Source organism: Phaeovulum molybdatiresistens (assembly GCF_023544865.1).
Taxonomy (GTDB): domain Bacteria; phylum Pseudomonadota; class Alphaproteobacteria; order Rhodobacterales; family Rhodobacteraceae; genus Pontitalea.
Genome location: NZ_JAMJFX010000004.1, coordinates 1 through 22551 on the forward strand (window position 1 = coordinate 1; position 22551 = coordinate 22551).

A 22551-nucleotide genomic window follows, 5' to 3' on the forward strand; every position below is an offset into this window, starting at 1 on the left:
TTCGAAACTGGGCTACATCAGCCCCATGGAGTTCGAGGCACGCGCTATGCTAGCTTAACCTGCTGTCCACGAAACCGGTAGCAGGCCAGCCTTCAATTCTTTCGCGTCGAGACCAGCCCGCTGCGCTTGTTGCCATTCTTCCCGCGTGAAGGTGAAAGGATCGCGCAGGCTGCGGTCTTCCAGGCCGCGCGGCATCGCCCAGCCGTGCTTTAAGTAGAGTTGGCGCGACACGTCACGCAGCTTGATCTTGAAGTGCGGCAGGTTGATTGCCCGCATCCGCTCGTTGTCGATCCGCGACCAGACGGCATGAGCATGTCGCCGTCCGTCCTTTTCGTGGAAGGCGATGGCGCGGGGCTGGCCTTCCAGCCCGAGCTTGGCTTCGACTTGCTCGATGGCCTTCTCGAAGTCCTCGATGGACGCATTCGCGCCTTGCGGCGGATTGAAACTCATCGAGAACAGGTACTTTTGACAGCGCGTTCCCCGCGCGATGGCATCGGCTTCGCCCAAGGCTTCGACCAGATCATCGCTGATGAAGCCGCGCACTTCATGCAACTCGACATGATCGTTATCCCGCATCGCCAGCAGATAGCGAGCGAGCTGCGGAGCGTTGCCGCGCTCTTTGGCTTTCAGGATCACGGCGCACCGCCTGGCATCTTGCCGAGCGCCCGCATGAGAGCATCACGGATTTCCGAGACTTCGCGGCAGGCCTCTCTCAAATCCGCTTCCGTCTCTGGCGTGACGGGCAGGGAGCCCGTGTGCACCGCCTTGGCGAGCTGGTTCAGATTGGCAGACAGGCGCGACTGGCCGAGCGCACCCATCACGCGGCCAAGGGCTTCCTTGTCCTGCACGGGGCTGTTGCCGCGCCGCTTGCGCGGTGCAGCATCATCGCCGAACAGCCGCTCGCGGATATAGGCGCCGAGCGACTGATCGCCCCGTTCGGCATCCAGCCGCGCCCGTTCCTCATAGGTCAGGCGCAGCGAGAACGGCGGCGGATACTTCGGCTTCTCTGCCTCACCTTTGGCTATCTTATTGAATTTATGGCGCGAATTTGTCATGTTCGCACCTCAGACTCGGAGAGTCTAAACGTGCGAGATAGCGTTCCCACTCCTCAAGGGCGGTAATGAGGGAGTTCAAACTATCTCCCTCTAGGCGCACCAGAAATCCCCAAATTCAAGACGGTTCCCGCGCATTGTTTGCGGGGGCGGTTCTGTTTGGTCCAATGCGGACCCCGCGCGGTTCAGGCGAAGCGTTCGGCCATGTCGATCAGGGGCAAACGCGCGCCCATGCGTACGCACAGCAGCGCCGTGCCGCTGATCTTGCGTTGCACAAACAGCGTATCCGCCGGGGGAATGTGCCAGCTGGCGCGGTCGGCCAGGATCGGGCGGGCGCCGTCACGCAGCGCGCCGACAAAGCTGCGATCGGCGAAATCGAACATCCCCGGGGCGGTTCGGCTTGTGCCGACATGGCGCAGGACAATGTCGGTCAGCGTCTCCAGCGTGGCGCCATGCCGGCTGTGCAGGGTGGGTGAGACGAAGCCGATCGCGATCAGCGCGTCGTGCAGGGCGGGGCGATTCTCCTCAAGGCCCGCGCGCAGCAGGCGGCGATAGGCCTGCGCCGTGGCGGGGGGAATCGGTCGCGCGGCGCCGAAATCCAGCAGCACGATCCGGCCGCTGTCGGCCTGCCAGCGGTAATTGGCGAAATTGGGATCGGTCTGCATGAAGCCGAAATCGAACAATTCGCGCAGAACCAGATCCAGCAGGGCCGACATCGCCGCATCGCGCGCGCCTTGCGGGGCCTGGGCCAGATGGTCGATGGGCGCGCCGGGGATGAAATCCATCGGCAGGATGCCGGGGCGCAACAGCGTGTCTTCAGGGCGGGGCACGACAAAGCGGTCATCGCCCGCCAGAAGCGCGCCATAGCGGCGCATCTGTTCGGCCTCACGCAGGTAATCGGCCTCTTCATGCAGCTGGCGCTTGGCCTCGGCCAGAACCGCGCCGACATCCAGCCCTTCGGGCAGCAGCCCAGACAGGCGCAGCAGGGTTGCAACATTGTCGATATCGGCATCGATGCTGGCCGCGACGCCGGGATATTGCACCTTGACCGCCAGCACCCGCCCCGAGGGCAGCACCGCGCGATGCACCTGCCCGATCGAGGCCGCGGCCAGCGGGCGCGGGTCGAACCGGGCAAAGCGGCGCCGCCAGTCGGGCCCCCATTGCGCCGCCAGCACCCGGTCAAGCTGCGCGGGGGGCATGACATGGGCCGCATCGCGCAGCCGGGCCAAGATTTCCGTCAACTCGGGCGGCAGAACGTCGCCCGCATCCATCGACAGCATCTGGCCCAGCTTCATCGCCGCCCCGCGCAGGCGCGACAGCTGTTCGGTGACGCGCCGCGCATTGGCCGGGGTCAGCAGCAGGTCCGACAGCTGCGGACGCTCGCCCCGCGCCAGGCGGCGCGCGCCTTCGCCCAGCACGCCCGCCGCGATGCCGCCGGCCATCTGCCCGAAGGCCGCCAACCGTGCGATCCGGGCCTGGGGAACGCGGCGGGACCGATCGGTCATTGCAGCGCCCTTTGCAACCGGGGGCGCAGGCGCAGGAACAGCCGATAAGCCGCCTCAAACAGCAGTCGCACCCCCGGCCAGCCTGCCACGATGCCCAAGGGACGCAGCACCGGGATCGCGCGCCACATCGCGGCAAAGGCTGCCGCCCCGGACACAAGCCGCCCCCCTTCGGCGGCGTGAAACCGCGCCATAATCTGCGCCCTGTCCAGCGGGCAGGGGCTGGCCGGATCGCAGGCATCGACAAAACGGATCGCGCCGCGCCGGTCCAGCCGCCGCATCAGCGCGATTTCGCGCGCGCACAGCGGGCAGGCGCCGTCATACCAGACCGTGACGCGGGGGGCGGTCATTCCCGCGCCCCCATTGCGCCAAGCAGCGCGGGGATCTTTTCCTTCAGCGCGAAAAACCCCTTGCGGCAATGCGGCCAGGCGCGCCTATCCCAGTCGCGCAGATGTTCGGCCAGCCGCAGGCCCTGCGCTTCGGCCAGGGGGCGAAGCGTCGCGATCCGGTCAGCGACCGGGCCCACCGGGGCGTAGGCGGTCACGATCTGGCGGCACCCCGCCGCGCGCGCCTGCGCGATCACCGCGGGCGCCGCAAGACCGCCAAGCACCGGGCATCGCCAATGCGCCCCCGCGCGTGCCAGCCCATCCGCGATCGCGCGACCATCGGGCCCATCCGCATCCGTCCCCAGCGCCGCCACGGCCCGAATGTCCAGCCCCGCAAGCGCGGGTTCGGTTTCCAGCGACAGATCCTCGGCCGTCAGCAGCAGTAGCGTGGGCTGCGCGGGGTCCGGCGCGATAGGCGCGCGCGGCGCCCCTGCGGCCTGCGGCACCGCGATGCTGTCGGCCGGGATCGTCGCCACCCGCGCCAGCCCCTTGGGCGAAAACCGCCCCCCCGTCATCACATGTATCCGCTCGGGATCGGCCAGATAGGCCTTGCCCGCCGTATGCAGCCCCGCCACCCACCGCCAGGACAGCGTGTTAGACGCCGGGTCCGCGTCGATGAACTGCCGCAGCGTCAGATCGGCGCCCAGTTCCCAGCGCAGCCCCAGCGTGAACACCCAGATCGAGGCGAATTGCATCCGCGTCCAGTTGTGCAGATAGCCGGTCTCGCGCAGTTCACGCGCCCAATGGTCAAAGCAGTCGATGCCGGTGCGCCCGGCGCAGGCCGCGTCGTAGCGCCGGGCCAGATCGGGGCTGGCCGCAAGCTCGCGCCGGGCCTGTTTCAGCGCGCTCAGATAGCCCTGCCATACCGCGGGGCGCTGTTCCAGCCAGCCTTTCCAGTAGCTGCGCCAGAACACCTCGCTGATGAATTTTTCGGCCGCGCGCAGGCCGTGGCGGTCCAGAACGGCGCGCGCCACCTCGGCCTCGGACAGGACGCGCCGGCGCAGCGCCGCCGACAGGCGTGAGACATGTTGGTGCTGACCCGCGCCCCGGTCGAAATTGCGCAGCCGCGCGTAATCCGCCCCGGCATGGGGCAGGAACGCGCCCAGCCGGGCCAGCGCGGCGGCGCGCGTGACGGGGAAGGGATCTTCTGGCGGTTGCCCCGCTGGGGCGTCCGAAACGGTCGAAAGGTCGTGCTGCATCTGTTACCCATCGCTGGCCGGGGGCGGCCCCGCCTGTGGCCCTAGCGGGCTAGGTAAATCGCGCGCGGGCGAAGGCAAGCGATCAGGCGTCGCGCCCCGTGACCCCGCCCCCCGTGCCCCCGCCACCGTCCTGCGCCAGCTGCGCGCGGTAGCGCGCCGATACCCGTGCCGCGCCCGGGCGGGGCGCGGTGCTGCCCGCGGCGCGCATGCGTTCCACCCGCGCCTCGGCATCCTTCAGCATGTCCGGGATCAGCCGGGTTTCGGGCAGGTTCTTCCAGTATTTGCGCGGCATTTCCGACCGCATCGCATCCAGCTTGATCCGCGCGGGGTTGAAGATATTGGTGAAATAGGTGGCCCAAAGCGCCTCGGCCGCGTCTTCGGGCAGGTCGGGGCGCGGGCCCCCAGGGGCAAAGTCCAGCCGCCCGTTTTCAAACCGCGCCGTCAGGGCGGGCGTGGCGATCAGCCAGTCCATATCAGTAAAGCGCTGTACGAACAGCCGGCACCCGGGTTCCAGCGTGTTGTGTTCGGGTTCGAACCAGGCCGCAAAGCGCCGGCGCGGGCCGTCGGCCGGGCATTCACGGAACCGGATGAAGGCATGCATCTTGTGAATGTCGCGCCCCACCGACTTCGCCATCAGGTTCAGCCTGCGCCCCAGCGGATCGGCCTGCGAAAGCGGATCGCCCTGATGCCGGTCCAGCCGCCACAGCGCCTGATACAGCAGCGCAAAGCGGTCGGGCGCGGAATGCCAGATCACCGACCGGGCCAGGCCGATGAACGCCTCGCTCACCCGGGCCTGATGGGGGCCGGGCGTTTCGGGCAGCGGGGCCGCGGCGAACAGCCCGCCCCCGCCGGACCAGTCGATCCGGTCTGGCGCGATCCGGTGTGAAATCGCACGCCGCGCGGCCACGCGCCAGGCGTCGAATGTGCCGCGCGGGGGCAGGGTGACGGCAAACATCACAGCAGCCGCAACTGTTCAGGCGCGCGCGCAAAGCGCGCGCGCAGATCGGCGCTGTCGGTCAGCGCGCCGGGGCTCCAGCCGGGCAGGGTGATGAAGGGGCGGGCCTTTTTCATCAGCGCCCCCATGCGCGCCAGATCCTCATGGCGCAGCGCCCGCGACCGGCGGGCTGCAAGGATCCGGTCCACCGTCCGGGTGCCAAAGCCCGGCACGCGCAACAGCATTTCACGGCTGGCGCGGTTCACATCCAGCGGAAACAGGCCGCGGTTCTGCAAGGCCCAGGCCAGTTTCGGGTCCAGATCCAGATCCAGATGCCCGGCCTGCGCGCCCGATGCGATTTCCTCGGTGGTGAAGCCGTAAAACCGCAACAGCCAATCGGCCTGATACAGGCGGTGTTCGCGCAGCAAGGGCGGCTGGATCAGCGGCAGCGCCGCCGAGGCATCGGGGATCGGCGAGAATGCCGAATAATAGACCCGCCGCAGCTTGTAGCCGGTGTAAAGCCGCGTCGCGGTGGACAGGATCGTCACGTCATCGGTGCCATCCGCGCCGATGATCATCTGCGTGCTTTGCCCGGCGGGGGCAAAGCGGCGGGGCCGTTTGCCGCTGTGCGACCGGTCCTGCGCGGCCTCGGATTCGCGGCGAACCTGGGCCATGGCGCCGCGGATGGTTTCGGGGCGCTTCTCGGGGGCCAGCTGGCGCACACTGTCATCACGCGGCAGTTCGACGTTGATCGACAGACGGTCGGCATAAAGCCCGGCCTCATGGATCAGATCCGCCGCGGCATCGGGGATAGTTTTCAGATGGATATAGCCCTTGAAGCCGTGATCCTGACGTAGGGTGCGGGCGATGCGGACCATATCGGCCATCGTCTGGTCGGGCGAACGGATGATGCCCGAGGACAGGAACAGCCCTTCGATGTAATTGCGCCGATAGAATTCCAGCGTCAGGGACACCACCTCTTCGACGGAAAAGCGCGCGCGCTGCACGTTTGATGACACCCGGTTGATGCAATAGGCGCAATCGAAGATGCAGAAATTCGTCATCAGGATCTTCAGAAGCGAGATGCAGCGCCCATCCGGCGTATAGGCATGACAGATGCCGCTGCCCCCTGATGAGCCGACACCGCCGCCGCGCGCGTTGCGCCGCTCACCCCCCGAAGACGCGCAGGATGCGTCATATTTCGCGGCGTCCGACAGGATGGCGAGCTTGTCTGAAAGGGTCATCTTTGCCATGTGTGCAGGATAGATGTTCCCCAAATGTTCGTCAATCGGCGCGATGAATGCCTGGCCCTTCTGGCCTGCGCGGCGATTGGGCGCGGGGGAACGATTTTTCTGGCCCTGACCCGGCCCGCGGCCCTAAGCTGTCGGCCAGACAATTGAAGGAGAACCCAAATGCCCGGCTTGCGCCCCGATGTCGATCCCGATGGTCTGGCCGAATTCTCGGTGGTGTTCACCGACCGATCGCTGAACCACATGTCGGCCCGGTTCCAGGGTGTGATGCGCGACATTTCCGCCATGCTGCGCGAGGTCTATAGCGCCGAGGCGGTGGCGCTGGTGCCGGGCGGGGGCAGTTATGCGATGGAATCGGTCGCACGCCAGTTTGCCGTCGGCCGCCATGCGCTGATCCTGCGCAACGGCTGGTTTTCCTACCGCTGGAGCCAGATCCTTGAGACGGGCGGGTTCGCCGCCGAAACCACCGTGGTCATGGCGCGACCGGCTGGCAATGACCCGCGCGCGCCCTATGCCCCGCCCCCCGTCGAAGAGGTCGTGGCCAAGATCCGCGAGGCGCGCCCCGATGTGGTCTTTGCCCCCCATGTCGAAACCGCCGCCGGTCTGATCCTGCCCGATGACTATATCGCCGCGATGGCCGCCGCCGCGCATGAGGTGGGCGCGCTGATGGTGCTCGATTGCATCGCCTCGGGCTGTGTCTGGGTCGACATGCGCGACACGGGCGTCGATGTGCTGATTTCCGCGCCGCAAAAGGGCTGGTCGGCCTCGCCCTCGGCGGGGATGGTGATGCTGTCGCCCCGCGCCGCCGCGCGGCTGGAGGAAACGGCCTCGAATTCCTTCGCGCTGGACCTGAAGAAATGGCGCGCGATCATGGCGGCCTATGAAGGCGGGGGCCATGCCTATCATGCCACCATGCCCACCGATGCGCTGGTGGGGCTGCGCGATGCGATGGCGGAAACCGAGGCGCAGGGGTTTGCGCAGATGAAGGCGGCGCAATGGGATCTGGGCAATACCGTGCGCGCGATGCTGGCGGCCAAGGGGGTGGCCTCGGTCGCGGCGCCCGGCTTTGCCGCGCCGGGGGTGGTGGTCAGCTATACCGACGATCCCGATATTCAGAACGGTCGGAAATTCGCCGCGCAAGGCCTGCAGATCGCCGCCGGTGTCCCTTTGCAGCTGGGCGAGGGGGGCGATTTCCGCACCTTCCGCATCGGCCTGTTCGGCCTGGACAAGCTGACCGATGTTCAGGCCACGGTGGCCCGCCTTGCCACGGCGCTGGACGCGGTGCTTTAGGCGGCGTCCGGGGCGGGTCCCACCGGGGCAGGGCGCGTTAACCTTTTCCAAAGCGGGCCCGGCGATTATGCTGGCGTGCGTGGGGTCCGGGCATCTTTGCCCGCGCCCCGCGCCGATCACAGCCCCGGAGGCGGCATGCGACATCACACCAAGGCCAGACCGGCACCGGCGGCAACGCGCGGCCGCGCCCCCGCGTCGGGTCGACGGCTGCCGTCAGGCTGGTGGGTTGCGGTGGCCCTTGCGCTTGGCGCGGGGCTGTGGGCGCTGATCCTGTGGGCGGTTTTTGGCTAGGCGGTCAGGCCGTGTCGCCGGGCGTCTGGGTGCCGCTGCGCGCGGCGCGGCGGTTCTGCGCGCCGCGCAACATCGCGCCGGTATATAGCACCAGCGCCGTCCAGATCATCGCAAAGGCAAACAGCCGGATGCGGTCGAAGGGTTCGTCAAACAGGAAAACCGCGACAAAGAACACCATAGTCGGCACGATGTATTGCAACACCCCGATCGTCGACAGCCGCAGCAGCTTGGCCCCGTTGGCATAGAACAGCAGCGGCACCGCCGTCACGATCCCGCAGCCCAGCAACAGCGCCGTATCGGTGCCGTTTCCGGCCAGGAAATGGCTTTCCCCCCGCAGCGTCAGCCAGCCCAGCCAGGCCAGCGCAAAGGGCAAAAGCAACAGCACCTCCAGCAGGAACCCCTGGTTCGGGCCGATCGGCAGCATCTTCTTGCAATAGGCATAGATCCCCCAGCTCAGCGTCAGGCCGATCGCCACCACCGGTAGCCGCCCCGTGCCGATGGTCAGCAGCGCCACCGCCGCAAAGGCCAGCCCGATCGCCACCATCTGCGCCGCCCCCAGACGTTCACGCAGCAGCACCGCACCCAGAAGCACACTGAACAAGGGGTTGATGTAATAGCCAAGCGCGGCATCCAGCGTCTGGCCCACGCTGATCGCCCAGACATAGATCCCCCAGTTGACCGAGACCAGCGCCGCCGTCACCGCCGCCATGCCGATGGTTCGCGGGCTGCGCAGCGCTGCGCGCAGATCGCCCGTGCGCCCCATCGCCAGCAGGACCACCCCCGCCACCGGCACCGACCAGATCACCCGATGCACCAGCACCTCGGTCGCGGGGACATGCGCCAGCGCCTTCATGTAGATCGGCATGAACCCCCACAGCACATAGGCCGTGGCCGCCAGGGCAAACCCCTTCAGCGTGTCTTCGTTGCGCATGGCTGCCCCCGTCGCTTGCCGCCGGGGTTAGCGCTAGCCCAATCGCTGGGCAAAGGCCATCCCTGACGCCGGGGCGGGCGCGCAAGTCGGCTAGCGCGCCAGCACATAGCGCCCCGGCGCCTTGCCCAGACCCTTGCCGCCCGTGTCGGGTTTGCCCATCTGCGGCGGCGCGACCTGTCCGCCCGATTGCGGCACAAGCCAGTCGCACCAGGCCTGCCACCACGATCCGGGCGTTGCGGGATGTTCGCGCGCCCAGACCTCGGGGTCGCGGTGGTTGGATTCGGGCCGATGTTCCAGCAGCCGGAAATGCGCCTTGGGGTTGCCGGGCGGGGCCACGATGCCGGTGTTGTGCCCGCCCGACACCAGCGCAAAGTTCAGCGCGCCATGCACCAGATGCGTCAGCTTGTAGACCGATTTCCAGGGCGCGATGTGGTCATGCTCGGTCGCGACGGCAAAGATCGGCACGCGGATATCGGCCAGATAGACCGGCTGCCCGCCCGCCGTGAAGCGCCCCGCCGACAGATCGTTGCGCAGGAACAGCCGGCGCAGATAGTCCGAATGCATCCGATAGGGCATGCGCGTGGCATCCGCGCTCCAGCTGCCAAGATCGGTGGGGTGGTCGCGTTCGCCCATCAGATAGGCGCGCGTTATCCGCGACCAGATCAGATCCTGCGACCGCAGCATGTTGAAGGCCCCGGCCATCCGGCGCTGATCCAGATAGCCATCCTCCCACATCATGTCCTCGATCAGCGCGATCTGCGGTTCGGATGTGAACATCGACAATTCGCCCGCTTCCGAGAAATCGACCTGGGCTGCCAGAAGCGACAGGCTGGCCAGCCGGTCATCGCCATCGCGCGCCATCGCCGCCGCCGTCACCGACAACAACGTGCCCCCCAGGCAATAGCCAAGCCCATGCACCCGCGGCGCGCCGGTGATCGCGCAGGCGATGTCCAGCGCGGCCATCACCCCCAGCGTTCGATAATCGTCAAAGCCGAAATCACGATCCTCGGCCTCGGGGTTCTTCCAGGAAATGCAGAACACCGTGAAACCCTGCGCCACCAGCCACCGGATCAGTGAATTTTCGGGCGACAAGTCGAGGATGTAGTATTTCATGATCCACGCCGGCACGATCAGGATCGGCACGGCCTGCACGGTGGGGGTTGTGGGGGCGTATTGGATCAGTTCCATCAGCGCGTTGCGATAGACCACCTTGCCCGGCGTCAGCGCCACATCACGGCCGGGCAGGAAATCCAGCGGGCGCGGCGTGGCGTCCCCTGTCAGCGCGCGCGCGGCATCCTCGGCCCAGGCGGCAAGCCCGCGGATCAGGTTCTGCCCGCCCTCTTTCACCGTGCGGTCCATCAGCTGCGGATTGGTCGCCAGAAAGTTCGACGGCGACAGCATGTCCAGAAACTGGCGGCTGTAGAATTCCACCAGCCGTTCATTGTCGCGCGACACGCCGGGAATGCCGGTGGTGGCATTGTGCCACCATTGCTGCGTCAGCAGGAAGGATTGCCAGATCGCGCGATAGGGCATGCGCTGCCATTGGGGCGCGCTGAAGCGGCGGTCCTGGGGCAGCGGCTCGATACAGGCGTCGTCGGGGTCATGCCCGGTCAGCCCCGACCACAGCGCGGTGTTCAGCCGGTGCCACTTGCGCCAGCCCTTCCAGACCAGCTCCATCTGCTTGCCCGGCGAAATGGCCAGATGCGCCGCCCAATCGGCCCAGGCCTGCGCCAGGCCAATCACCGAAAGCCCGCCCACCGCCGTGCCCAGATGGGCATGGACATGCCGGTCCAGGCTGCGAAAGGCGGCCTCGGCGGCCAGTTTTTCGGCCTCGGCTTCGGGGCAGGGGGTGGCGTCTTCGGCAGCGCGCCGCAAGGGCGCCGCCGTCATTTGCGGCGTCAGGGGGACGTCGGCATCCTTCATCGCATCTTCCTTCAGGGTGATCGCCCGCGCCCGTCCGGGCTCAGGCCCCCCGGCGCGGCGCGCCGCCGGCCATCGCGCGGGCCTCTTCGGTCAGGCCCTCGATCATCTGTTCGGTCGTGGCCGCCGCGAATGAGCTGAGCTTGCCCGCCTCATTTGTGTAGTCCGAGGCCGCATTCGACCAGAACCCGGTCCAGACCGCCATCATCGTGCTGGGATCCTTGGCCTCGGTCAGGGCGGCCAGCATGGCGCGGTCCTTTTCGTAGCGGGTTTTCAGGAAATCCAGCGTTTCGATGTTCTGGCGCAGCAGCGCATCCACCATCTTGGCCTGCGCGCGCATGACCGAAGTCATCATGTCGCCCATGTGCGCGGGGTCAACGGGCGGCGTCATGCACCCCAGGGCGGGGCCATTCGTCTTCGCTTTGCTCATGGGGGGAAACCTTTCCTTGTGACAGACCTGCAGGTTTGCGTCGAACAAGTCCGACCTAATAAACCAATATCATAGCATGATCCGCCTGAAAGCCGAAGCTTTCATGACAAGGTCGCGGCAAGATGCCACGACCAGCGCCGCCAGATGTGGCGAAAACGTGGTCGTGGCGCTGGAAAAACGGGCGTTTCAGACGTGTTTCTTGCCGAAGAAATCCCATCCCGCCAGGACAAGCGTCGCGCCGATGGCGATGCCAAGGTCAAGGCGCGGCACATGCATCAGGATGATTCCCAAAAAGCCCGCAAAGATCAGAAAGGCGACAAGCGCCATAAGACGGTCAATCATGTCAGGTCTCCGTCGAAAGGGTGGCGACATGGCGCGATAGCCAGGCCGCGGTGCGCAAAAGCCGCGCGTCATCGCCGCGCCGGCCGACAAGCTGAAGCCCCATCGGCAGGCCGTTTTCGGCGGTGAACAGCGGCAGGGTGATGGCGGGCGACCCGGTCAGGGTCCAGATCCCGTTGAAGATGGAACTGCCGGTCGAGCCAAGCCCCTCGGGGGCGGGGCCGGGGGCGGCGGGGCACAGGATCGCATCGCAACGCGCAAAGATTTCCTCAAGCGCGGCATTGAAGATGTCGCGCCAATCCAGCGCGGCCAGATAGTCGCGCGCCGAAATCGCGCGGCCCTGTTCCATCGCGTCGCGGGTTTCGGCGGACAGCTGGTCCCAGCCGCGCCGTTCGTAGGCGTAATAGCACTTGGCCATTTCGGCAAAGTTGATGCGTTCGCGCAAGGCTGCGGCATCGTCAAAGGCGCGGGGCAGGGGGGCCTCAAAGACCTGATCGCCCAGAAGGCCGGTCAGTTCCGCCAGCGCGTCCTGCATTTCGGGATGGGCCGCATCGAAGCCCGGCAGCCGGACGAAGGCAAAGCTGGGCGTGACGGGGGGCTGGGCGCGCGCGGTGTCCAGAAGCCGCGGCGGCGCCAGCGGTTCGGTGGCCGGATCGGCCGGGTCATGGCCGAACAGAACCTCGGCCAGAAGCGCCGCGCCCTCAACCTCACGCGCGAAGACGCCGATGGTGTCCAGCGTGGGCGATTGCATCAGCACACCGCTGCGCGGGATGCGCCCGAAGCTGGGCTTGAAGCCGACGACGCCGCAATAGCTGGCCGGGCGGATCACCGATCCGCCGGTCTGCGTGCCCACCGCCAGCGGCACCATGCCCGCCGCCACCGCCGCCGCCGACCCTTGCGAGGATCCGCCCGGCGTATGCGCGGGGTTGTGCGGATTGCGGGTCTTGCCCGGGTGCAGGAAGGCCAGTTCGGTGGTCACGGTCTTGCCCATGATCAGCGCGCCTGCCGCCTTCAGCTGCGCCACAAGGGCCGCATCGCGTTCGGGCACGCGGCCACGGTCCAGCGCACAGCCGTTTTCGGTCGGGATGGCGCGGGTGTCGATGACGTCCTTCAACGCCACCGGCAGCCCATGCAGGGGCCCGATCGGGGCCCCGGCGCGGCGCAGGCCTTCCAGGCGGTTGGCCTCGGCCATGATGTGGTCTTCGTCCAGCCAGGCCCAGGCCTGCACACCGGGTTCCACCGCGCGGATGCGGTCAAGGCAGGCGCGGGCCACCTCGGGGACGCGCAGCGCCCCCGAGGCCAGCCGGTCGCGCAGCTCGATCAGGGGAAGCGACAGCACCCCCATCTCAGCGACTTGCCGCGCCATAGAAGTAATCGGGCAGGTAGAAGACGATCTGCGGATACAGATACAGCATCGCCATGCACAGGAAGACCATCCCCACATAGGGCAGCGAACCCGCGAAGATCTCGGTCAGCTTGATCGTCGGGGGCGCGATGCCCTTCAGATAGTAGGCCGACATCGCCATCGGTGGTGTCAGGAACGAGGTCTGCAGGTTCAGCGCCACCAGAACGCCGAAGAACAGCGGGTCGATCCCGAAATGCGGCAGCAGAGGCAGGAAGATCGGCACGAAGATGATGATGATCTCGGACCATTCCAGCGGCCAGCCAAGGATGAAGATGATCAGCTGCGCCACGATCAGGAACTGCCAGGGCTCCATTTCCAGGCCTTGCACGAATTCCGAAATCACCTGCTCGCCGCCCAGATAGCTGAACACCGCCGAGAAGGTGTAGGAGCCGATGAACAGCCAGCACACCATGGCCGTGGTGCGCACCGTCAGATAGACGCTTTCGCGCAGCCGCTGAAAGGTCATCGCGCGGTAGGCGATGGCCAGAACCATGCCCCCCAGCGCGCCGATTGCGGCGGCTTCGGTGGGCGTGGCAAGGCCGAAGATGATCGAGCCCAGAACCGCCAGGATCAGCGCCGCCAGCGGCAGGAAGGACGTCGCCAGAAGCCACAGCACCTTCAGCAGGGGAACGCTGGGAAGTTCCTCTTCGGTCGGGCGCGGGGCCACCTTCGGGGTCAGGATCGCGCGACCGATGATGTAGGCCAGATACAGGCCGACCAGCGTCAGGCCCGGCAGCAGCGCGCCCGCATAAAGCCGCACGATCGACACCCCCGACGATGCCGCATAGACGATCAGCATGATCGACGGCGGGATCAGGATGCCCAGTGTGCCGCCCGCGCAGATGATGCCCGAGGCGAAGGAATGGTCATAGCGCACCTTGAGCATCTGCGGCAGGGCCAGCAGACCCATCAGCGTCACCACCGCGCCGACGATGCCGGTGGCCGTGGCGAACAGCGCGCAGGTGATCAGCGCCGCAACCCCCAGCGAGCCGGGAATGTTGCGCGCGGCCACCGCCAGCGTGCCGAACAGCCGGTCGACGATGTTGGCGCGTTCGACGATGTAGCCCATGAACAGGAACAGCGGGATCGCGGTCAGCACCTCATTCGACATCACTGTATAGGACTGGTTGATGAACAAATCGAAGATGCGGTTGTTGAAGAACCCCTCGATCCACAGTCTTGTGCTGTCCCACCAGCTGGCGTCCTCGCCCAGGCGGTTGAAGGCGCGCCACATCCGGCCCGCGTCGAAATAGGCGTAATAGCCAAAGAAGATGCCCATCGCCATCAGCGTGAAGGCGATCGGGAAGCCCAGAAAGACGATCAGGATGAACAGCCCCAGCATCATCAGGGCAATTTGCGGATCGGTCACTTGCTTTCTCCTGTCGCGGCGTCATGGGCATGGGCCTGCTCGATCAGCAGTTCCTCGGTTTCCTTCACGTCGGCCTCAGCCTTGAGCCACTGGCCGGTGCGGATGCAGATCAGGCAGCGCATCACCTGGGCAAGCCCCTGGATCGCCAGCAGGATACCGGATGCGACCAGCACCGCCTTGAGCTGATAGATCGGGATGCCGGCGGGGCTGTTCACGCTGACCTCGCCATAGCCCCAGGACCGGCTGGCGTATTTGTAGCCCGAAAAGATCAGCGCCAGCACGCCGGGGAAGAAGAAGAAGATGTAAAGCACCAGGTCCATCGTGGCCTGGGTCCGCGCGCTCCAGGTGCGATACAGAAAGTCGCCGCGCACATGGCCGCCCAGCGACAGCGTGTAGGCGCCGCCCATCATGAACAGCGCCCCATATCCGATGTAGGACAGGTCATAGGACCAGGGCGTCGGCGCGTTGAACAGGTAACGCATCACGACCTCATAGGCGGTCCCGAGCGTCATCAGCAGAATCAGCCACCCGAAGGAGCGGCCGAACCATGCCGACAGCCGGTCGGCAAAGTCGATGAAGGCAATCATGGTGGGAAGATCCTTCCGTTGCGATCAAAAATCCCGGGGGCGTTGCGCGCCCCCGGGTCACCCAGGCCGAAGACGCCCGGATCAGAGTTTCAGTTTGCCCGGGAAGTAGTGTTCGTAGGCAAGCGAATAATCCGGGGCGCCCATCAGTTCGTAGTAGCCGACCTTCTCGGCCCAGGCGCGCTGGCTTTCCATGATCTTCTTGTTCATCGGATCGCCTTCCAGATCCGCGATCAGCTTGTCCCAGGCTTCCAGCTGGGCGGCCATGATCTCTTTCGGGGTCCGATAGACGGTCACGCCGTTGTCCGCCTGCAGGCCCTGCAGGTCGCTGGAATATTCCTTCATCGCCAGCGCCAGGTTCGACGTCGCCGAAGCCTCGACCGCGTATTTCACGATCGCCTGCAGATCGGGGTCCAGATCGTCGTAGAAGTCCTTGTTGAAGATGAATTCAAAGGCTTCCGCGGCCTGGTGATACGACGCCAGGTAGTAGTTCTTGGCCACGTCCTGCGCGCCAAAGCGGCGGTCGGACGAGGGGTTGTTGAATTCGAATGCATCGATCACGCCGCGTTCCATCGCCGGCACGATCTCGCCGCCCGGAAGCTGGGCGACCGACATGCCCATCGACTGCAGCAGGTCCGCCGCCAGGCCCACGGTGCGGTATTTGAAGCCCTGGATGTCGGCCACGCCGTTGATCGGGTTCTTGAACCAGCCAAACGGCTGCGCGGGCATCGGCATGCCCATCATGCCCACCACGTTCAGACCCAGCACGTCCTGGGTCAGTTCGCGGTACAGTTCCGCCCCGCCGCCCTGATAGAACCAGGCCAGCATCGCCGGCGACGAGCCGCCGAACACCGGGCCGGTGCCAAAGAAGGACGCCGCCTTGTGCTTGCCATACCAATAGGCCGAAACGCTGTGCGCCGCGTCGATCACGCCGTCATGGCAGGCGTCCATCACCTGGAAGGCGCCCACGACCGCACCCGCGGGCAGCAGGTCGACCTTGAGCCGGCCCCCCGACATTTCCTCGACCCGGGTGGTGTATTCGCGCGCCATGTCCATCCAGATGTCCGAGGCAGGCCACGAGGTCTGCATCTTCATCACAAGCGGCGCCTGCGCCAGAACCGCGGGGGCGGCCAGTGCGCCCGTCGCCGCGACGCCGCCAGCCAGCGCGCCCTTGGTCAGGAAAGAACGGCGCGACACCGGCGCCGGGGTTTTCGTGGTCGTCATGATTTCCTCCCAGAAATGGATGCGGAACTGCCGTTACCAGCATTTTCGCAATATTGGTAAGGTTTACTGGCCGATTTCGGCAATTCAAGAAAAAACGTCTCGAAGGGGCGCAACAATCTTGCACAAGTTGGCCCGTGGACCGTGTCGTTGTTGCACACCTGTCTTTTAGTATAGGCAACTTGCGCCGGTTTGTCGCGCCTTTCCGCAGGCTTGGCGCACGCCTGGCGGGGGCAGGGGAATCACACTGCCCGCGCGGCGGCGATCCTTGCGGGGCATTGGGCGGGGCATTGGATGGGCGCGCCGGTTCTGCTATGGCCTGACAGCATGAGCGAGGATCAGATCTGGGACAGGGAAATCGACGCGGTCGGGCTTTTGTGCCCGCTGCCCGTGCTGCGGGCGCGCAAGGCGCTTCTGGGCATGGCGCCGGGTCAGGTGCTGCGGCTGATCGCCAGCGATCCCGCCGCGGTGATCGATGTGCCGCATTTCTGTGCCGAGGCGGGGCATGACCTGCTGTCGACTTCGGACGCGGGGCCGGCGCAGGCCTATCTGATCCGGCGCGGCTAGGCCCGTTCGGCCGCGCGGGCCAGCCGCTCGGCGGTGACGATATCGTCGGGCGTGTTGATGTTGAAGAACGGGTCGAAGGGGATGCTGTCAAAGGTCGCCAGGCCCGCGCCCTGCAGCTCGGCCCAGTGCCCGATCCGGCGTTGACCCTGCGCAATGGCCGCGTGCAGATCTGTGCGTAGCGCCACCGGCCAAAGCCCGAAGGTCGGATGCCGCCGAAGCCGCCCCTGCGCATCGGGCGAGGCCGCCGTTGCCAGCCCCGAGGCCCCCGCCGCCGCCTGTAGCCGCGCCACAAGGTCGGGCGGGAAAAAGGGCGTGTCGGCTGCGGCGGTGACGATCGCGGTCGCGCCAAGACCCGCGGCCCAGTCCAGCCCCGCCAGAACCCCGGCCAGCGGCCCGGGCTGGCCGGGAATGCTGTCGGCGATGATCGGCAGGCCGAACCCTGCCAGCCGCGCCGGATCGCCATTGGCATTGATCGCAATTCGCGACACCTGCGGGCCAAGCCTGTCGATGACATGCGCGATCAGCGCCCGCCCGGCGACGATTCGCAGCCCTTTGTCCCCACCGCCCATGCGGCTGGCCTGGCCGCCTGCCAGAATCACCCCAAGGGGTGCGGTGGCGGGCGGGCGGTCCTGCATGGCGGTGGTGGGCATGGCGTGGCCTTTCCTGGTGGCGGGCCATTGTGTAAGCAGGCCCCCGGACAGGCAAGGGGCGGACAGCCCGGGGGGCATGGCGGATGCTGGGCTATGTGGTCGCAGATGGTCGCGGGGCGGCGGACAGGCTTCTGGCCGCGGTGGCGCGGCGGCTGCAGGGCGACGGCTGGCCGCTGGCCGGTGCCGTGCAGGTGAATGTCAGCCTTGGCCCCGGCGCGCGTTCTGCAATGGACCTGCATCTCTTGCGCCCCGGGGCCGGGCCCGAGGCGGTCGTGCGCATCAGCCAGGATCTGGGGGCACTGTCGCAGGGGTGCCGGCTGGACCCTGCGGCGCTGGCGCAGGCGGCAGGCCTGATCGAGGCGGCGCTTGACGCCGGGCCGCGGCTGCTGATCGCCAACAAGTTCGGCAAGGCCGAGGCCGAAGGCGGCGGTCTGCGCCCCGCGATCGGGCTGGCGCTGGCGCGGGGTATCCCGGTGCTGACGGCGGTCGCGCCGAAGAACCTGCCCGCCTTTGAGGCTTTTGCCGGTGAGTTCGGCGAAAGCCTGCCCGCCGAGGTGGCAGCGGTGCTGGACTGGTGCCACCGGACCTGAGGGCCGGTGGGGGCGGCGACCGGGGCCAGGGGGCGCTGCCCCCACGGCGCGTGCCGCGCGTTTCCCCCGGGATATTTGGGCAAATCCGAAGGGGCGCGGTGTTGACAGGGGCGCGCGGGGCTGTATAAGCCCGCCATCCCGGTGCGGCAACGCGCCGGGCAATTCATTGGTGTTGGTGGACCCCGCAAGGGGAAACCTGTCGCCCGAAACCTCGCGGATGGGGTGGACGGAGGAGGACAACGCCCTTCGATACATATGAAGGAGATCAGCCGTGACCAAACGCACGTCTGCCAAGTACAAGATCGACCGCCGCATGGGCGAAAACATCTGGGGCCGCGCCAAGTCCCCGGTGAACAAGCGTGAATACGGCCCCGGCCAGCATGGCCAGCGCCGCAAGAACAAGCTGTCGGATTTCGGCACCCAGCTGCGCGCCAAGCAGAAGCTGAAGGGCTATTACGGCGACCTGACCGAAAAGCAGTTCCGCCGCATCTATTCCGAGGCCGAGCGCGTCAAGGGCGACACCGGTGAAAACCTGGTGGGTCTGCTGGAGCGTCGTCTGGACGCCGTCGTTTACCGCGCCAAGTTCGTCCCGACCATCTTTGCCGCGCGTCAGTTCGTGAACCATGGCCATGTCACGGTGAACGGCAAGCGCGTGAACATCGCGTCCTTCCGCGTGAAGGAAGGCGATGTGATCGCGGTGCGCGACCGGTCGCGCCAGCTGGCCATCGTGCTGGAATCGGTCGGCCTGACCGAACGTGACGTGCCCGACTATCTGGAAGTCGACCACAACAAGATGACCGCCACCTTCGTGCGCACCCCGGCGCTGGGCGATGTGCCCTATCCGGTGGTGATGGAACCGAACCTGGTCGTCGAATTCTACGCGAAGAACTGATCCTTTCGGGTCACAAGCGATACGAAGGGCCGGGGTTTCCCGGCCCTTTTTGCTTGCGCCTTTTGCGTTCTGGCGTCACCGATGCCGCTGGCAAAGCGCCGCCGTGCCCGCTAGAAAGCGCTGGAATTGGGGAGTCTGCCATGAACGATCATATCCGTCCGCAACCCGGCATCATGGATATCGCGCTTTATGAAGGCGGGGCCGCGCAGGTGGCGGGCGTAACCGACGCGATCAAGCTGTCGTCGAACGAAAACCCCTTCGGTGCCTCGGACAAGGCCAAGGATGCCTTTGCCCGCGCCGTTCACAAGCTTCACCGGTACCCCAATACCGACCACGCCAGCCTGCGTCGCGCGATCGGCGATGTGCATGGGCTGGACCCGGAGCGCATCATCTGCGGTGTGGGCAGCGATGAGATCATCCATTTCCTGTGCCAGGCCTATGTCGGCCCGCGCGATGAGGTGGTGTTCACCGAACACGGCTTTCTGATGTATCGCATTTCGACCATGGCGGCGGGGGGCAAGCCCGTGTCCGTGCCCGAACGCGAACGCACCACCGATGTCGATGCGATCCTGGCGGCGTGTAACAAGCGCACGAAGCTGGTGTTCCTGGCCAATCCCAACAATCCGACCGGCACGATGATCGGCCTGGCCGAGCTGGAGCGGCTGGCGCTGGCACTGCCGAAACAGGCGATTCTGGTGATCGACGGCGCCTATGCCGAATATGTCGAGGGCTATGACGGCGGTGCCGATCTGGCGACGCGCCTGCCCAATGTCTTCATGACGCGGACCTTTTCCAAGATCTACGGTCTGGGCGGGCTGCGCATCGGCTGGGGCTATGGCCCGCGGGCGATCGTCGATGTGCTCAACCGCATCCGTGGCCCCTTCAACCTGTCCAGCGCGCAGCTGGACACCGCTGAGGCTGCCGTGCGCGATCAGGACTGGGTCAACCGCTGCCGCGACGACAACACCCGCCTGCGTGCCTGGCTGGCCGAGGCGCTGGCCGAAAAGGGCGTTCCGTCCGACACCTCGACCGCGAATTTCATCCTTGCGCGCTTTGGCTCCGAGGCCGAGGCGGTGGCCTGCGACGAGTTTCTCAAGGGTCAGGGGCTGATCGTGCGGCGCGTGGCGGGCTATGGCCTGCCCAACTGCCTGCGCATCACCGTGGGCGATGAGGCATCGTGCCGCCGCGTCGCCCATGTGATCGGCCAGTTCAAGGCAGGCGCCGGGCAATGAGCGCGCGTGTCTACAATCGCGTGGCGCTGATCGGGCTGGGGTTGATCGCCTCGTCCATGGCCCATGCGATGCGCTGGAAGGGGCTGGCGGGGGAAATCGTCGGCCATGCGAAATCGGCCGAAAGCCGGGAAACCGCGCTGGAGATCGGCATCTGTGACCGGGTTTGCGACACCGCGGCCGAGGCGGTGGCCGGCGCCGATCTGGTGGTGCTGGCGGTGCCGGTGGGCGCGATGGGGGCGATCGCGGCCGAAATCGCGCCGCATCTGGCGCCGGGGGCCACGGTCACCGATGTCGGTTCGGTCAAGCAGGCGGTGATCGAGGCAGTGGCCCCGCATATGCCCGCGCATGCCCATTTCATCCCCGGCCACCCGCTGGCCGGGACCGAACATTCCGGGCCCCGGTCGGGCTTTGCCACGTTGTTCGTGAACCGCTGGTGGCTGCTGACCCCGCAAGATGGGGCCGATCCGCAGGCGGTGGACCGGCTGACCCGGCTGTGTCAGGGCATGGGCGCCAATGTGGAAACGATGGACGCGCAGCATCACGATCTGGTGCTGGCCGTCACCTCGCACACGCCGCACCTGATCGCCTATACGATGGTGGGCGTGGCCGATCACCTGCGCCGCGTGACGGAATCCGAAATCATTAAATATTCCGCCGCCGGTTTTCGCGATTTCACCCGCATCGCGGCCTCGGACCCGGTGATGTGGCGCGATGTGTTCCTGACCAACAAGGACGCGACGCTGGATATCCTGGGCCGATTCACCGAGGAACTTTTCGTGCTGCAACGCGCCATCCGCATGGGCGACGGGGCGTTGCTGCATGACTATTTCACCCGCACCCGCGCGATTCGCCGCGGCATCATCGAGGCCGGTCAGGACACCGCCGCCCCCGACTTCGGCCGCGGCGCGCCGCCCGTTCCCAAGGCCTGACGTTCAGCGCAGGTAGGGGGCGGGGCCAAGCGGCATCGGGCCAAGCGCCATCTGGCCCTGCCGGAACGTCAGCGGCAATTCCAGCGCGCCATCGGCGCTTTGGCTGGCCATCTGCCCGCCGATCAGCAACAGCATCGGCAGCCGTTCCGGCGGCAGCAGGCCCGTTTCGACCGCCAGTTCCATCGCCTTTTGCCAATCGCTCGTGCGCAGCAGGATGCGGCCTTCGGGCTGGCCGGTGGCGGTGATCTCCAGCGTGCCATCGGCGCTCAGCACCATGCCGCCCCAATCCAGCGTCGCGCTGCGCAGGGTCAGCGTGGACAGCATCGGCGGGCGGGCCAGCGCGTGGCGGTCCAGCGGCGCCGTCAGCCCCAAAGCGGCATCCAGATGCAGCCGGGCGATGCGGGCGGGCAGGCGGCCATCGGCCAACATTTCCGGCGGCAGGTCCAGATCCAGCAGTTCGACACCCAGGTCATAGGCGGGCCCGTCCCCGGCGCGAAGCGCGGCGCGCAATTCGCGCGCGGCCAGCGCGGGGCCATCGCCCTGGGGCTGCAGGCGGGGGGCGGCCAGAACGGCGGTGGCCCGGTCAAGCGCCAGATCGCTGCCGATCCGGACCGCGGCCGAGGCCCGCATGTCTTCGTTGATCAGCGCAAAATTCTGCCGGCCCAGCCGCAGGCTCTGTTCCCGGGGGGCATACAGGATCACCTCTTGCGGGCGATAGGACAGCGCCAGGATCTGCGCCACGGGCGCCGACCAGGCCAGCAGGCCATCGCGGCTTTGCAGCCGCGGCTCGGTCACCGTCAGGTCAAAGCGCGACGGGAACCCCGCCAGATCGACCGCCGCGGCATCGGCCCGGCCATCGGCCCGCGCCGCCGCAAGCGCGGCCTGGGCGCCCCGTTCCACCGCTTGCGCCCCAAGAACCCAATAGCCGCCATAAAGCGCCATCAGGGTGACCGTCAGCCAGATCAATCGCCGCATTGCATCCCTTTCCAATCCGCCTGCGCGATGTTTATCTGCCCCGCGAAAGGAGAGCCAGACACATGACCGAGACCCTGTGGATCTTTGGCTATGGGTCGCTGATCTGGAACCCGGGCTTTGACCCGGCCGAGCGCGTTCTGGCGCGGGCCGCGGGCTGGCACCGGTCGTTCTGCATGCGATCGCTGCACCATCGCGGCACGCCCGAACGCCCGGGCCTGGTGCTGGCACTGGATGCGGCCCCCGCGGCGGCCTGCGCGGGGCTGGCCTTTGCCGTCCGGCGCGGTCAGGAAGACCCGGTTCTGGACGCCTTGCGCGAACGCGAATTGGTGTCGGCCGCTTATCTCGAACAGCGGCTGGACATCCGGCTGGCCGATGGCCGGCAGGTGCAGGCGCTGACCTATGTGATCGACCCCGACCATGGGCAATATTGCGGCGGGCTGGATCTGGAGGAACAGGCCCGGATCATTGCGCACGCCGTGGGCGGGCGGGGCCCGAATGCCGAGTATCTGTTCAACACGGCGGCGCATCTGCACGAACTGGGCATTGCCGACGCCGATCTGGACTGGCTGGCGGCACGGGTGCGCACGCTGTTGGGTTAACGCTTGGCAGCGGG

General features: G+C 66.9%; 25 protein-coding genes. 8 read left to right on the forward strand and 17 right to left on the reverse strand.

Annotation, left to right across the window (positions count from 1 at the left end; translation table 11 throughout):
- Positions 1-54: 54 nt before the first annotated feature.
- From MXB90_RS04385 to MXB90_RS04415, 7 genes are all read right to left on the reverse strand, one after another.
- On the reverse strand, positions 55-636 hold the full coding sequence (locus MXB90_RS04385; protein ID WP_250041538.1) for a relaxase/mobilization nuclease domain-containing protein: 582 nt from the start codon (positions 634-636) through the stop codon (positions 55-57).
- Positions 633-1055, reverse strand: a complete 423-nt coding sequence (locus MXB90_RS04390) for a MobC family plasmid mobilization relaxosome protein (RefSeq protein ID WP_250041539.1) — start codon at positions 1053-1055, stop codon at positions 633-635. The genes MXB90_RS04385 and MXB90_RS04390 overlap by 4 nt, the downstream gene beginning before the upstream one ends.
- Positions 1056-1237: 182 nt before the next feature.
- Positions 1238-2557 (reverse strand): ABC1 kinase family protein, encoded by a 1320-nt coding sequence (locus MXB90_RS04395; protein WP_250041541.1) that lies wholly within the window; start codon positions 2555-2557, stop codon positions 1238-1240.
- Positions 2554-2904 carry a thiol-disulfide oxidoreductase DCC family protein gene (locus MXB90_RS04400; RefSeq protein WP_250041543.1) on the reverse strand — a complete coding sequence of 117 codons (351 nt, stop codon included), beginning with the start codon at positions 2902-2904 and terminating at the stop codon, positions 2554-2556. Before MXB90_RS04400 ends, MXB90_RS04395 begins: the two co-directional genes overlap by 4 nt.
- Positions 2901-4139: an FAD-binding domain-containing protein gene (locus tag MXB90_RS04405; RefSeq protein WP_250041546.1), complete on the reverse strand. Its 1239-nt coding sequence runs from the start codon at positions 4137-4139 to the stop codon at positions 2901-2903. The genes MXB90_RS04400 and MXB90_RS04405 overlap by 4 nt, the downstream gene beginning before the upstream one ends.
- Positions 4140-4221: 82 nt before the next feature.
- A complete protein-coding gene (locus MXB90_RS04410) occupies positions 4222-5094 on the reverse strand; it encodes a TIGR03915 family putative DNA repair protein (protein WP_250041547.1) in 873 nt (290 codons plus the stop codon).
- Complete coding sequence (locus MXB90_RS04415; RefSeq protein WP_250041549.1) at positions 5094-6326, reverse strand: putative DNA modification/repair radical SAM protein; 1233 nt, start codon at positions 6324-6326, stop codon at positions 5094-5096. The genes MXB90_RS04410 and MXB90_RS04415 overlap by 1 nt, the downstream gene beginning before the upstream one ends.
- 159 nt (positions 6327-6485) lie before the next feature.
- On the opposite strand from MXB90_RS04415, the gene MXB90_RS04420 reads away from it, so the two are divergent.
- Together MXB90_RS04420 and MXB90_RS04425 are read left to right on the forward strand one after the other, a co-directional pair.
- A complete protein-coding gene (locus tag MXB90_RS04420; RefSeq protein ID WP_250041550.1) occupies positions 6486-7613 on the forward strand; it encodes an aminotransferase class V-fold PLP-dependent enzyme in 1128 nt (375 codons plus the stop codon).
- Between the two features lie 135 nt (positions 7614-7748).
- Positions 7749-7904 (forward strand): hypothetical protein, encoded by a 156-nt coding sequence (locus MXB90_RS04425; protein ID WP_250041551.1) that lies wholly within the window; start codon positions 7749-7751, stop codon positions 7902-7904.
- A gap of 4 nt (positions 7905-7908) precedes the next feature.
- Here MXB90_RS04425 and rarD read toward each other — a convergent pair whose 3' ends face one another.
- The 8 genes from rarD to MXB90_RS04465 form a co-directional block, all read right to left on the reverse strand.
- Entirely contained in the window at positions 7909-8835 is a 927-nt protein-coding gene (gene rarD / locus MXB90_RS04430; RefSeq protein ID WP_250041552.1) for an EamA family transporter RarD, read from the reverse strand.
- Positions 8836-8925: 90 nt separating this feature from the next.
- The gene (locus tag MXB90_RS04435; RefSeq protein WP_250041553.1) at positions 8926-10758 is read right to left on the reverse strand and encodes a PHA/PHB synthase family protein; all 1833 of its coding nucleotides are present in this window, start codon (positions 10756-10758) and stop codon (positions 8926-8928) included.
- Positions 10759-10798: 40 nt separating this feature from the next.
- Positions 10799-11185, reverse strand: coding sequence for a phasin family protein (locus tag MXB90_RS04440; RefSeq protein WP_250041554.1), 387 nt, complete (start codon positions 11183-11185; stop codon positions 10799-10801).
- A gap of 186 nt (positions 11186-11371) precedes the next feature.
- Positions 11372-11527, reverse strand: coding sequence for a hypothetical protein (locus MXB90_RS04445; protein WP_250041555.1), 156 nt, complete (start codon positions 11525-11527; stop codon positions 11372-11374).
- A gap of 1 nt (position 11528) precedes the next feature.
- A complete protein-coding gene (locus MXB90_RS04450; protein ID WP_250041556.1) occupies positions 11529-12890 on the reverse strand; it encodes an amidase in 1362 nt (453 codons plus the stop codon).
- Positions 12871-14298 carry a TRAP transporter large permease gene (locus MXB90_RS04455; protein WP_250041558.1) on the reverse strand — a complete coding sequence of 476 codons (1428 nt, stop codon included), beginning with the start codon at positions 14296-14298 and terminating at the stop codon, positions 12871-12873. The genes MXB90_RS04450 and MXB90_RS04455 overlap by 20 nt, the downstream gene beginning before the upstream one ends.
- On the reverse strand, positions 14295-14885 hold the full coding sequence (locus MXB90_RS04460) for a TRAP transporter small permease subunit (RefSeq protein ID WP_250041561.1): 591 nt from the start codon (positions 14883-14885) through the stop codon (positions 14295-14297). The genes MXB90_RS04455 and MXB90_RS04460 overlap by 4 nt, the downstream gene beginning before the upstream one ends.
- Before the next feature lie 81 nt (positions 14886-14966).
- Positions 14967-16106, reverse strand: coding sequence for a TRAP transporter substrate-binding protein (locus tag MXB90_RS04465; protein ID WP_250041563.1), 1140 nt, complete (start codon positions 16104-16106; stop codon positions 14967-14969).
- 324 nt (positions 16107-16430) lie between these two features.
- On the opposite strand from MXB90_RS04465, the gene MXB90_RS04470 reads away from it, so the two are divergent.
- A complete protein-coding gene (locus tag MXB90_RS04470; RefSeq protein WP_250041565.1) occupies positions 16431-16670 on the forward strand; it encodes a sulfurtransferase TusA family protein in 240 nt (79 codons plus the stop codon).
- Here the strand turns inward: MXB90_RS04470 and mobA are convergent.
- Positions 16667-17320 (reverse strand): molybdenum cofactor guanylyltransferase MobA, encoded by a 654-nt coding sequence (gene mobA, locus MXB90_RS04475; RefSeq protein WP_250041567.1) that lies wholly within the window; start codon positions 17318-17320, stop codon positions 16667-16669. The two genes, MXB90_RS04470 and mobA, sit on opposite strands and share 4 nt — an antisense overlap.
- 83 nt (positions 17321-17403) lie before the next feature.
- Here mobA and MXB90_RS04480 point away from each other — a divergent pair, with 83 nt between their 5' ends.
- The 4 genes from MXB90_RS04480 (at position 17404) to MXB90_RS04495 (ending at position 20963) form a co-directional block, all read left to right on the forward strand.
- Entirely contained in the window at positions 17404-17910 is a 507-nt protein-coding gene (locus MXB90_RS04480) for a DUF2478 domain-containing protein (protein WP_250041569.1), read from the forward strand.
- Between the two features lie 271 nt (positions 17911-18181).
- The gene (rpsD, locus tag MXB90_RS04485) at positions 18182-18802 is read left to right on the forward strand and encodes a 30S ribosomal protein S4 (RefSeq protein WP_250041572.1); all 621 of its coding nucleotides are present in this window, start codon (positions 18182-18184) and stop codon (positions 18800-18802) included.
- Positions 18803-18942: 140 nt separating this feature from the next.
- The gene (hisC, locus tag MXB90_RS04490; RefSeq protein ID WP_250041574.1) at positions 18943-20034 is read left to right on the forward strand and encodes a histidinol-phosphate transaminase; all 1092 of its coding nucleotides are present in this window, start codon (positions 18943-18945) and stop codon (positions 20032-20034) included.
- The gene (locus MXB90_RS04495; protein WP_250041576.1) at positions 20031-20963 is read left to right on the forward strand and encodes a prephenate/arogenate dehydrogenase family protein; all 933 of its coding nucleotides are present in this window, start codon (positions 20031-20033) and stop codon (positions 20961-20963) included. Before hisC ends, MXB90_RS04495 begins: the two co-directional genes overlap by 4 nt.
- A 3-nt stretch (positions 20964-20966) precedes the next feature.
- On the opposite strand, the gene MXB90_RS04500 is transcribed toward MXB90_RS04495, so the two are convergent.
- Positions 20967-21938 carry a DUF2125 domain-containing protein gene (locus MXB90_RS04500; protein ID WP_250041578.1) on the reverse strand — a complete coding sequence of 324 codons (972 nt, stop codon included), beginning with the start codon at positions 21936-21938 and terminating at the stop codon, positions 20967-20969.
- Between the two features lie 62 nt (positions 21939-22000).
- Between MXB90_RS04500 and MXB90_RS04505 the strand changes: the two genes are divergently transcribed.
- Complete coding sequence (locus MXB90_RS04505; RefSeq protein ID WP_250041580.1) at positions 22001-22537, forward strand: gamma-glutamylcyclotransferase; 537 nt, start codon at positions 22001-22003, stop codon at positions 22535-22537.
- Positions 22538-22551 lie beyond the last annotated feature (14 nt).

What these genes read in the sequence shown, in the direction of transcription:
- MXB90_RS04390 (WP_250041539.1), bottom strand. Translation starts at nt 1,055, where the DNA reads ATGACAAATTCGCGCCATAAATTCAATAAGATAGCCAAAGGTGAGGCA.
- MXB90_RS04395 (WP_250041541.1), bottom strand. Translation starts at nt 2,557, where the DNA reads ATGACCGATCGGTCCCGCCGCGTTCCCCAGGCCCGGATCGCACGGTTG.
- MXB90_RS04400 (WP_250041543.1), bottom strand. Translation starts at nt 2,904, where the DNA reads ATGACCGCCCCCCGCGTCACGGTCTGGTATGACGGCGCCTGCCCGCTG.
- MXB90_RS04405 (WP_250041546.1), bottom strand. Translation starts at nt 4,139, where the DNA reads ATGCAGCACGACCTTTCGACCGTTTCGGACGCCCCAGCGGGGCAACCG.
- MXB90_RS04410 (WP_250041547.1), bottom strand. Translation starts at nt 5,094, where the DNA reads ATGTTTGCCGTCACCCTGCCCCCGCGCGGCACATTCGACGCCTGGCGC.
- MXB90_RS04415 (WP_250041549.1), bottom strand. Translation starts at nt 6,326, where the DNA reads ATGGCAAAGATGACCCTTTCAGACAAGCTCGCCATCCTGTCGGACGCC.
- MXB90_RS04420 (WP_250041550.1), top strand. Translation starts at nt 6,486, where the DNA reads ATGCCCGGCTTGCGCCCCGATGTCGATCCCGATGGTCTGGCCGAATTC.
- MXB90_RS04425 (WP_250041551.1), top strand. Translation starts at nt 7,749, where the DNA reads ATGCGACATCACACCAAGGCCAGACCGGCACCGGCGGCAACGCGCGGC.
- rarD (WP_250041552.1), bottom strand. Translation starts at nt 8,835, where the DNA reads ATGCGCAACGAAGACACGCTGAAGGGGTTTGCCCTGGCGGCCACGGCC.
- MXB90_RS04435 (WP_250041553.1), bottom strand. Translation starts at nt 10,758, where the DNA reads ATGAAGGATGCCGACGTCCCCCTGACGCCGCAAATGACGGCGGCGCCC.
- MXB90_RS04440 (WP_250041554.1), bottom strand. Translation starts at nt 11,185, where the DNA reads ATGAGCAAAGCGAAGACGAATGGCCCCGCCCTGGGGTGCATGACGCCG.
- MXB90_RS04445 (WP_250041555.1), bottom strand. Translation starts at nt 11,527, where the DNA reads ATGATTGACCGTCTTATGGCGCTTGTCGCCTTTCTGATCTTTGCGGGC.
- MXB90_RS04450 (WP_250041556.1), bottom strand. Translation starts at nt 12,890, where the DNA reads ATGGCGCGGCAAGTCGCTGAGATGGGGGTGCTGTCGCTTCCCCTGATC.
- MXB90_RS04460 (WP_250041561.1), bottom strand. Translation starts at nt 14,885, where the DNA reads ATGATTGCCTTCATCGACTTTGCCGACCGGCTGTCGGCATGGTTCGGC.
- MXB90_RS04465 (WP_250041563.1), bottom strand. Translation starts at nt 16,106, where the DNA reads ATGACGACCACGAAAACCCCGGCGCCGGTGTCGCGCCGTTCTTTCCTG.
- MXB90_RS04470 (WP_250041565.1), top strand. Translation starts at nt 16,431, where the DNA reads ATGAGCGAGGATCAGATCTGGGACAGGGAAATCGACGCGGTCGGGCTT.
- mobA (WP_250041567.1), bottom strand. Translation starts at nt 17,320, where the DNA reads ATGCCCACCACCGCCATGCAGGACCGCCCGCCCGCCACCGCACCCCTT.
- MXB90_RS04480 (WP_250041569.1), top strand. Translation starts at nt 17,404, where the DNA reads ATGCTGGGCTATGTGGTCGCAGATGGTCGCGGGGCGGCGGACAGGCTT.
- hisC (WP_250041574.1), top strand. Translation starts at nt 18,943, where the DNA reads ATGAACGATCATATCCGTCCGCAACCCGGCATCATGGATATCGCGCTT.
- MXB90_RS04495 (WP_250041576.1), top strand. Translation starts at nt 20,031, where the DNA reads ATGAGCGCGCGTGTCTACAATCGCGTGGCGCTGATCGGGCTGGGGTTG.
- MXB90_RS04500 (WP_250041578.1), bottom strand. Translation starts at nt 21,938, where the DNA reads ATGCGGCGATTGATCTGGCTGACGGTCACCCTGATGGCGCTTTATGGC.
- MXB90_RS04505 (WP_250041580.1), top strand. Translation starts at nt 22,001, where the DNA reads ATGACCGAGACCCTGTGGATCTTTGGCTATGGGTCGCTGATCTGGAAC.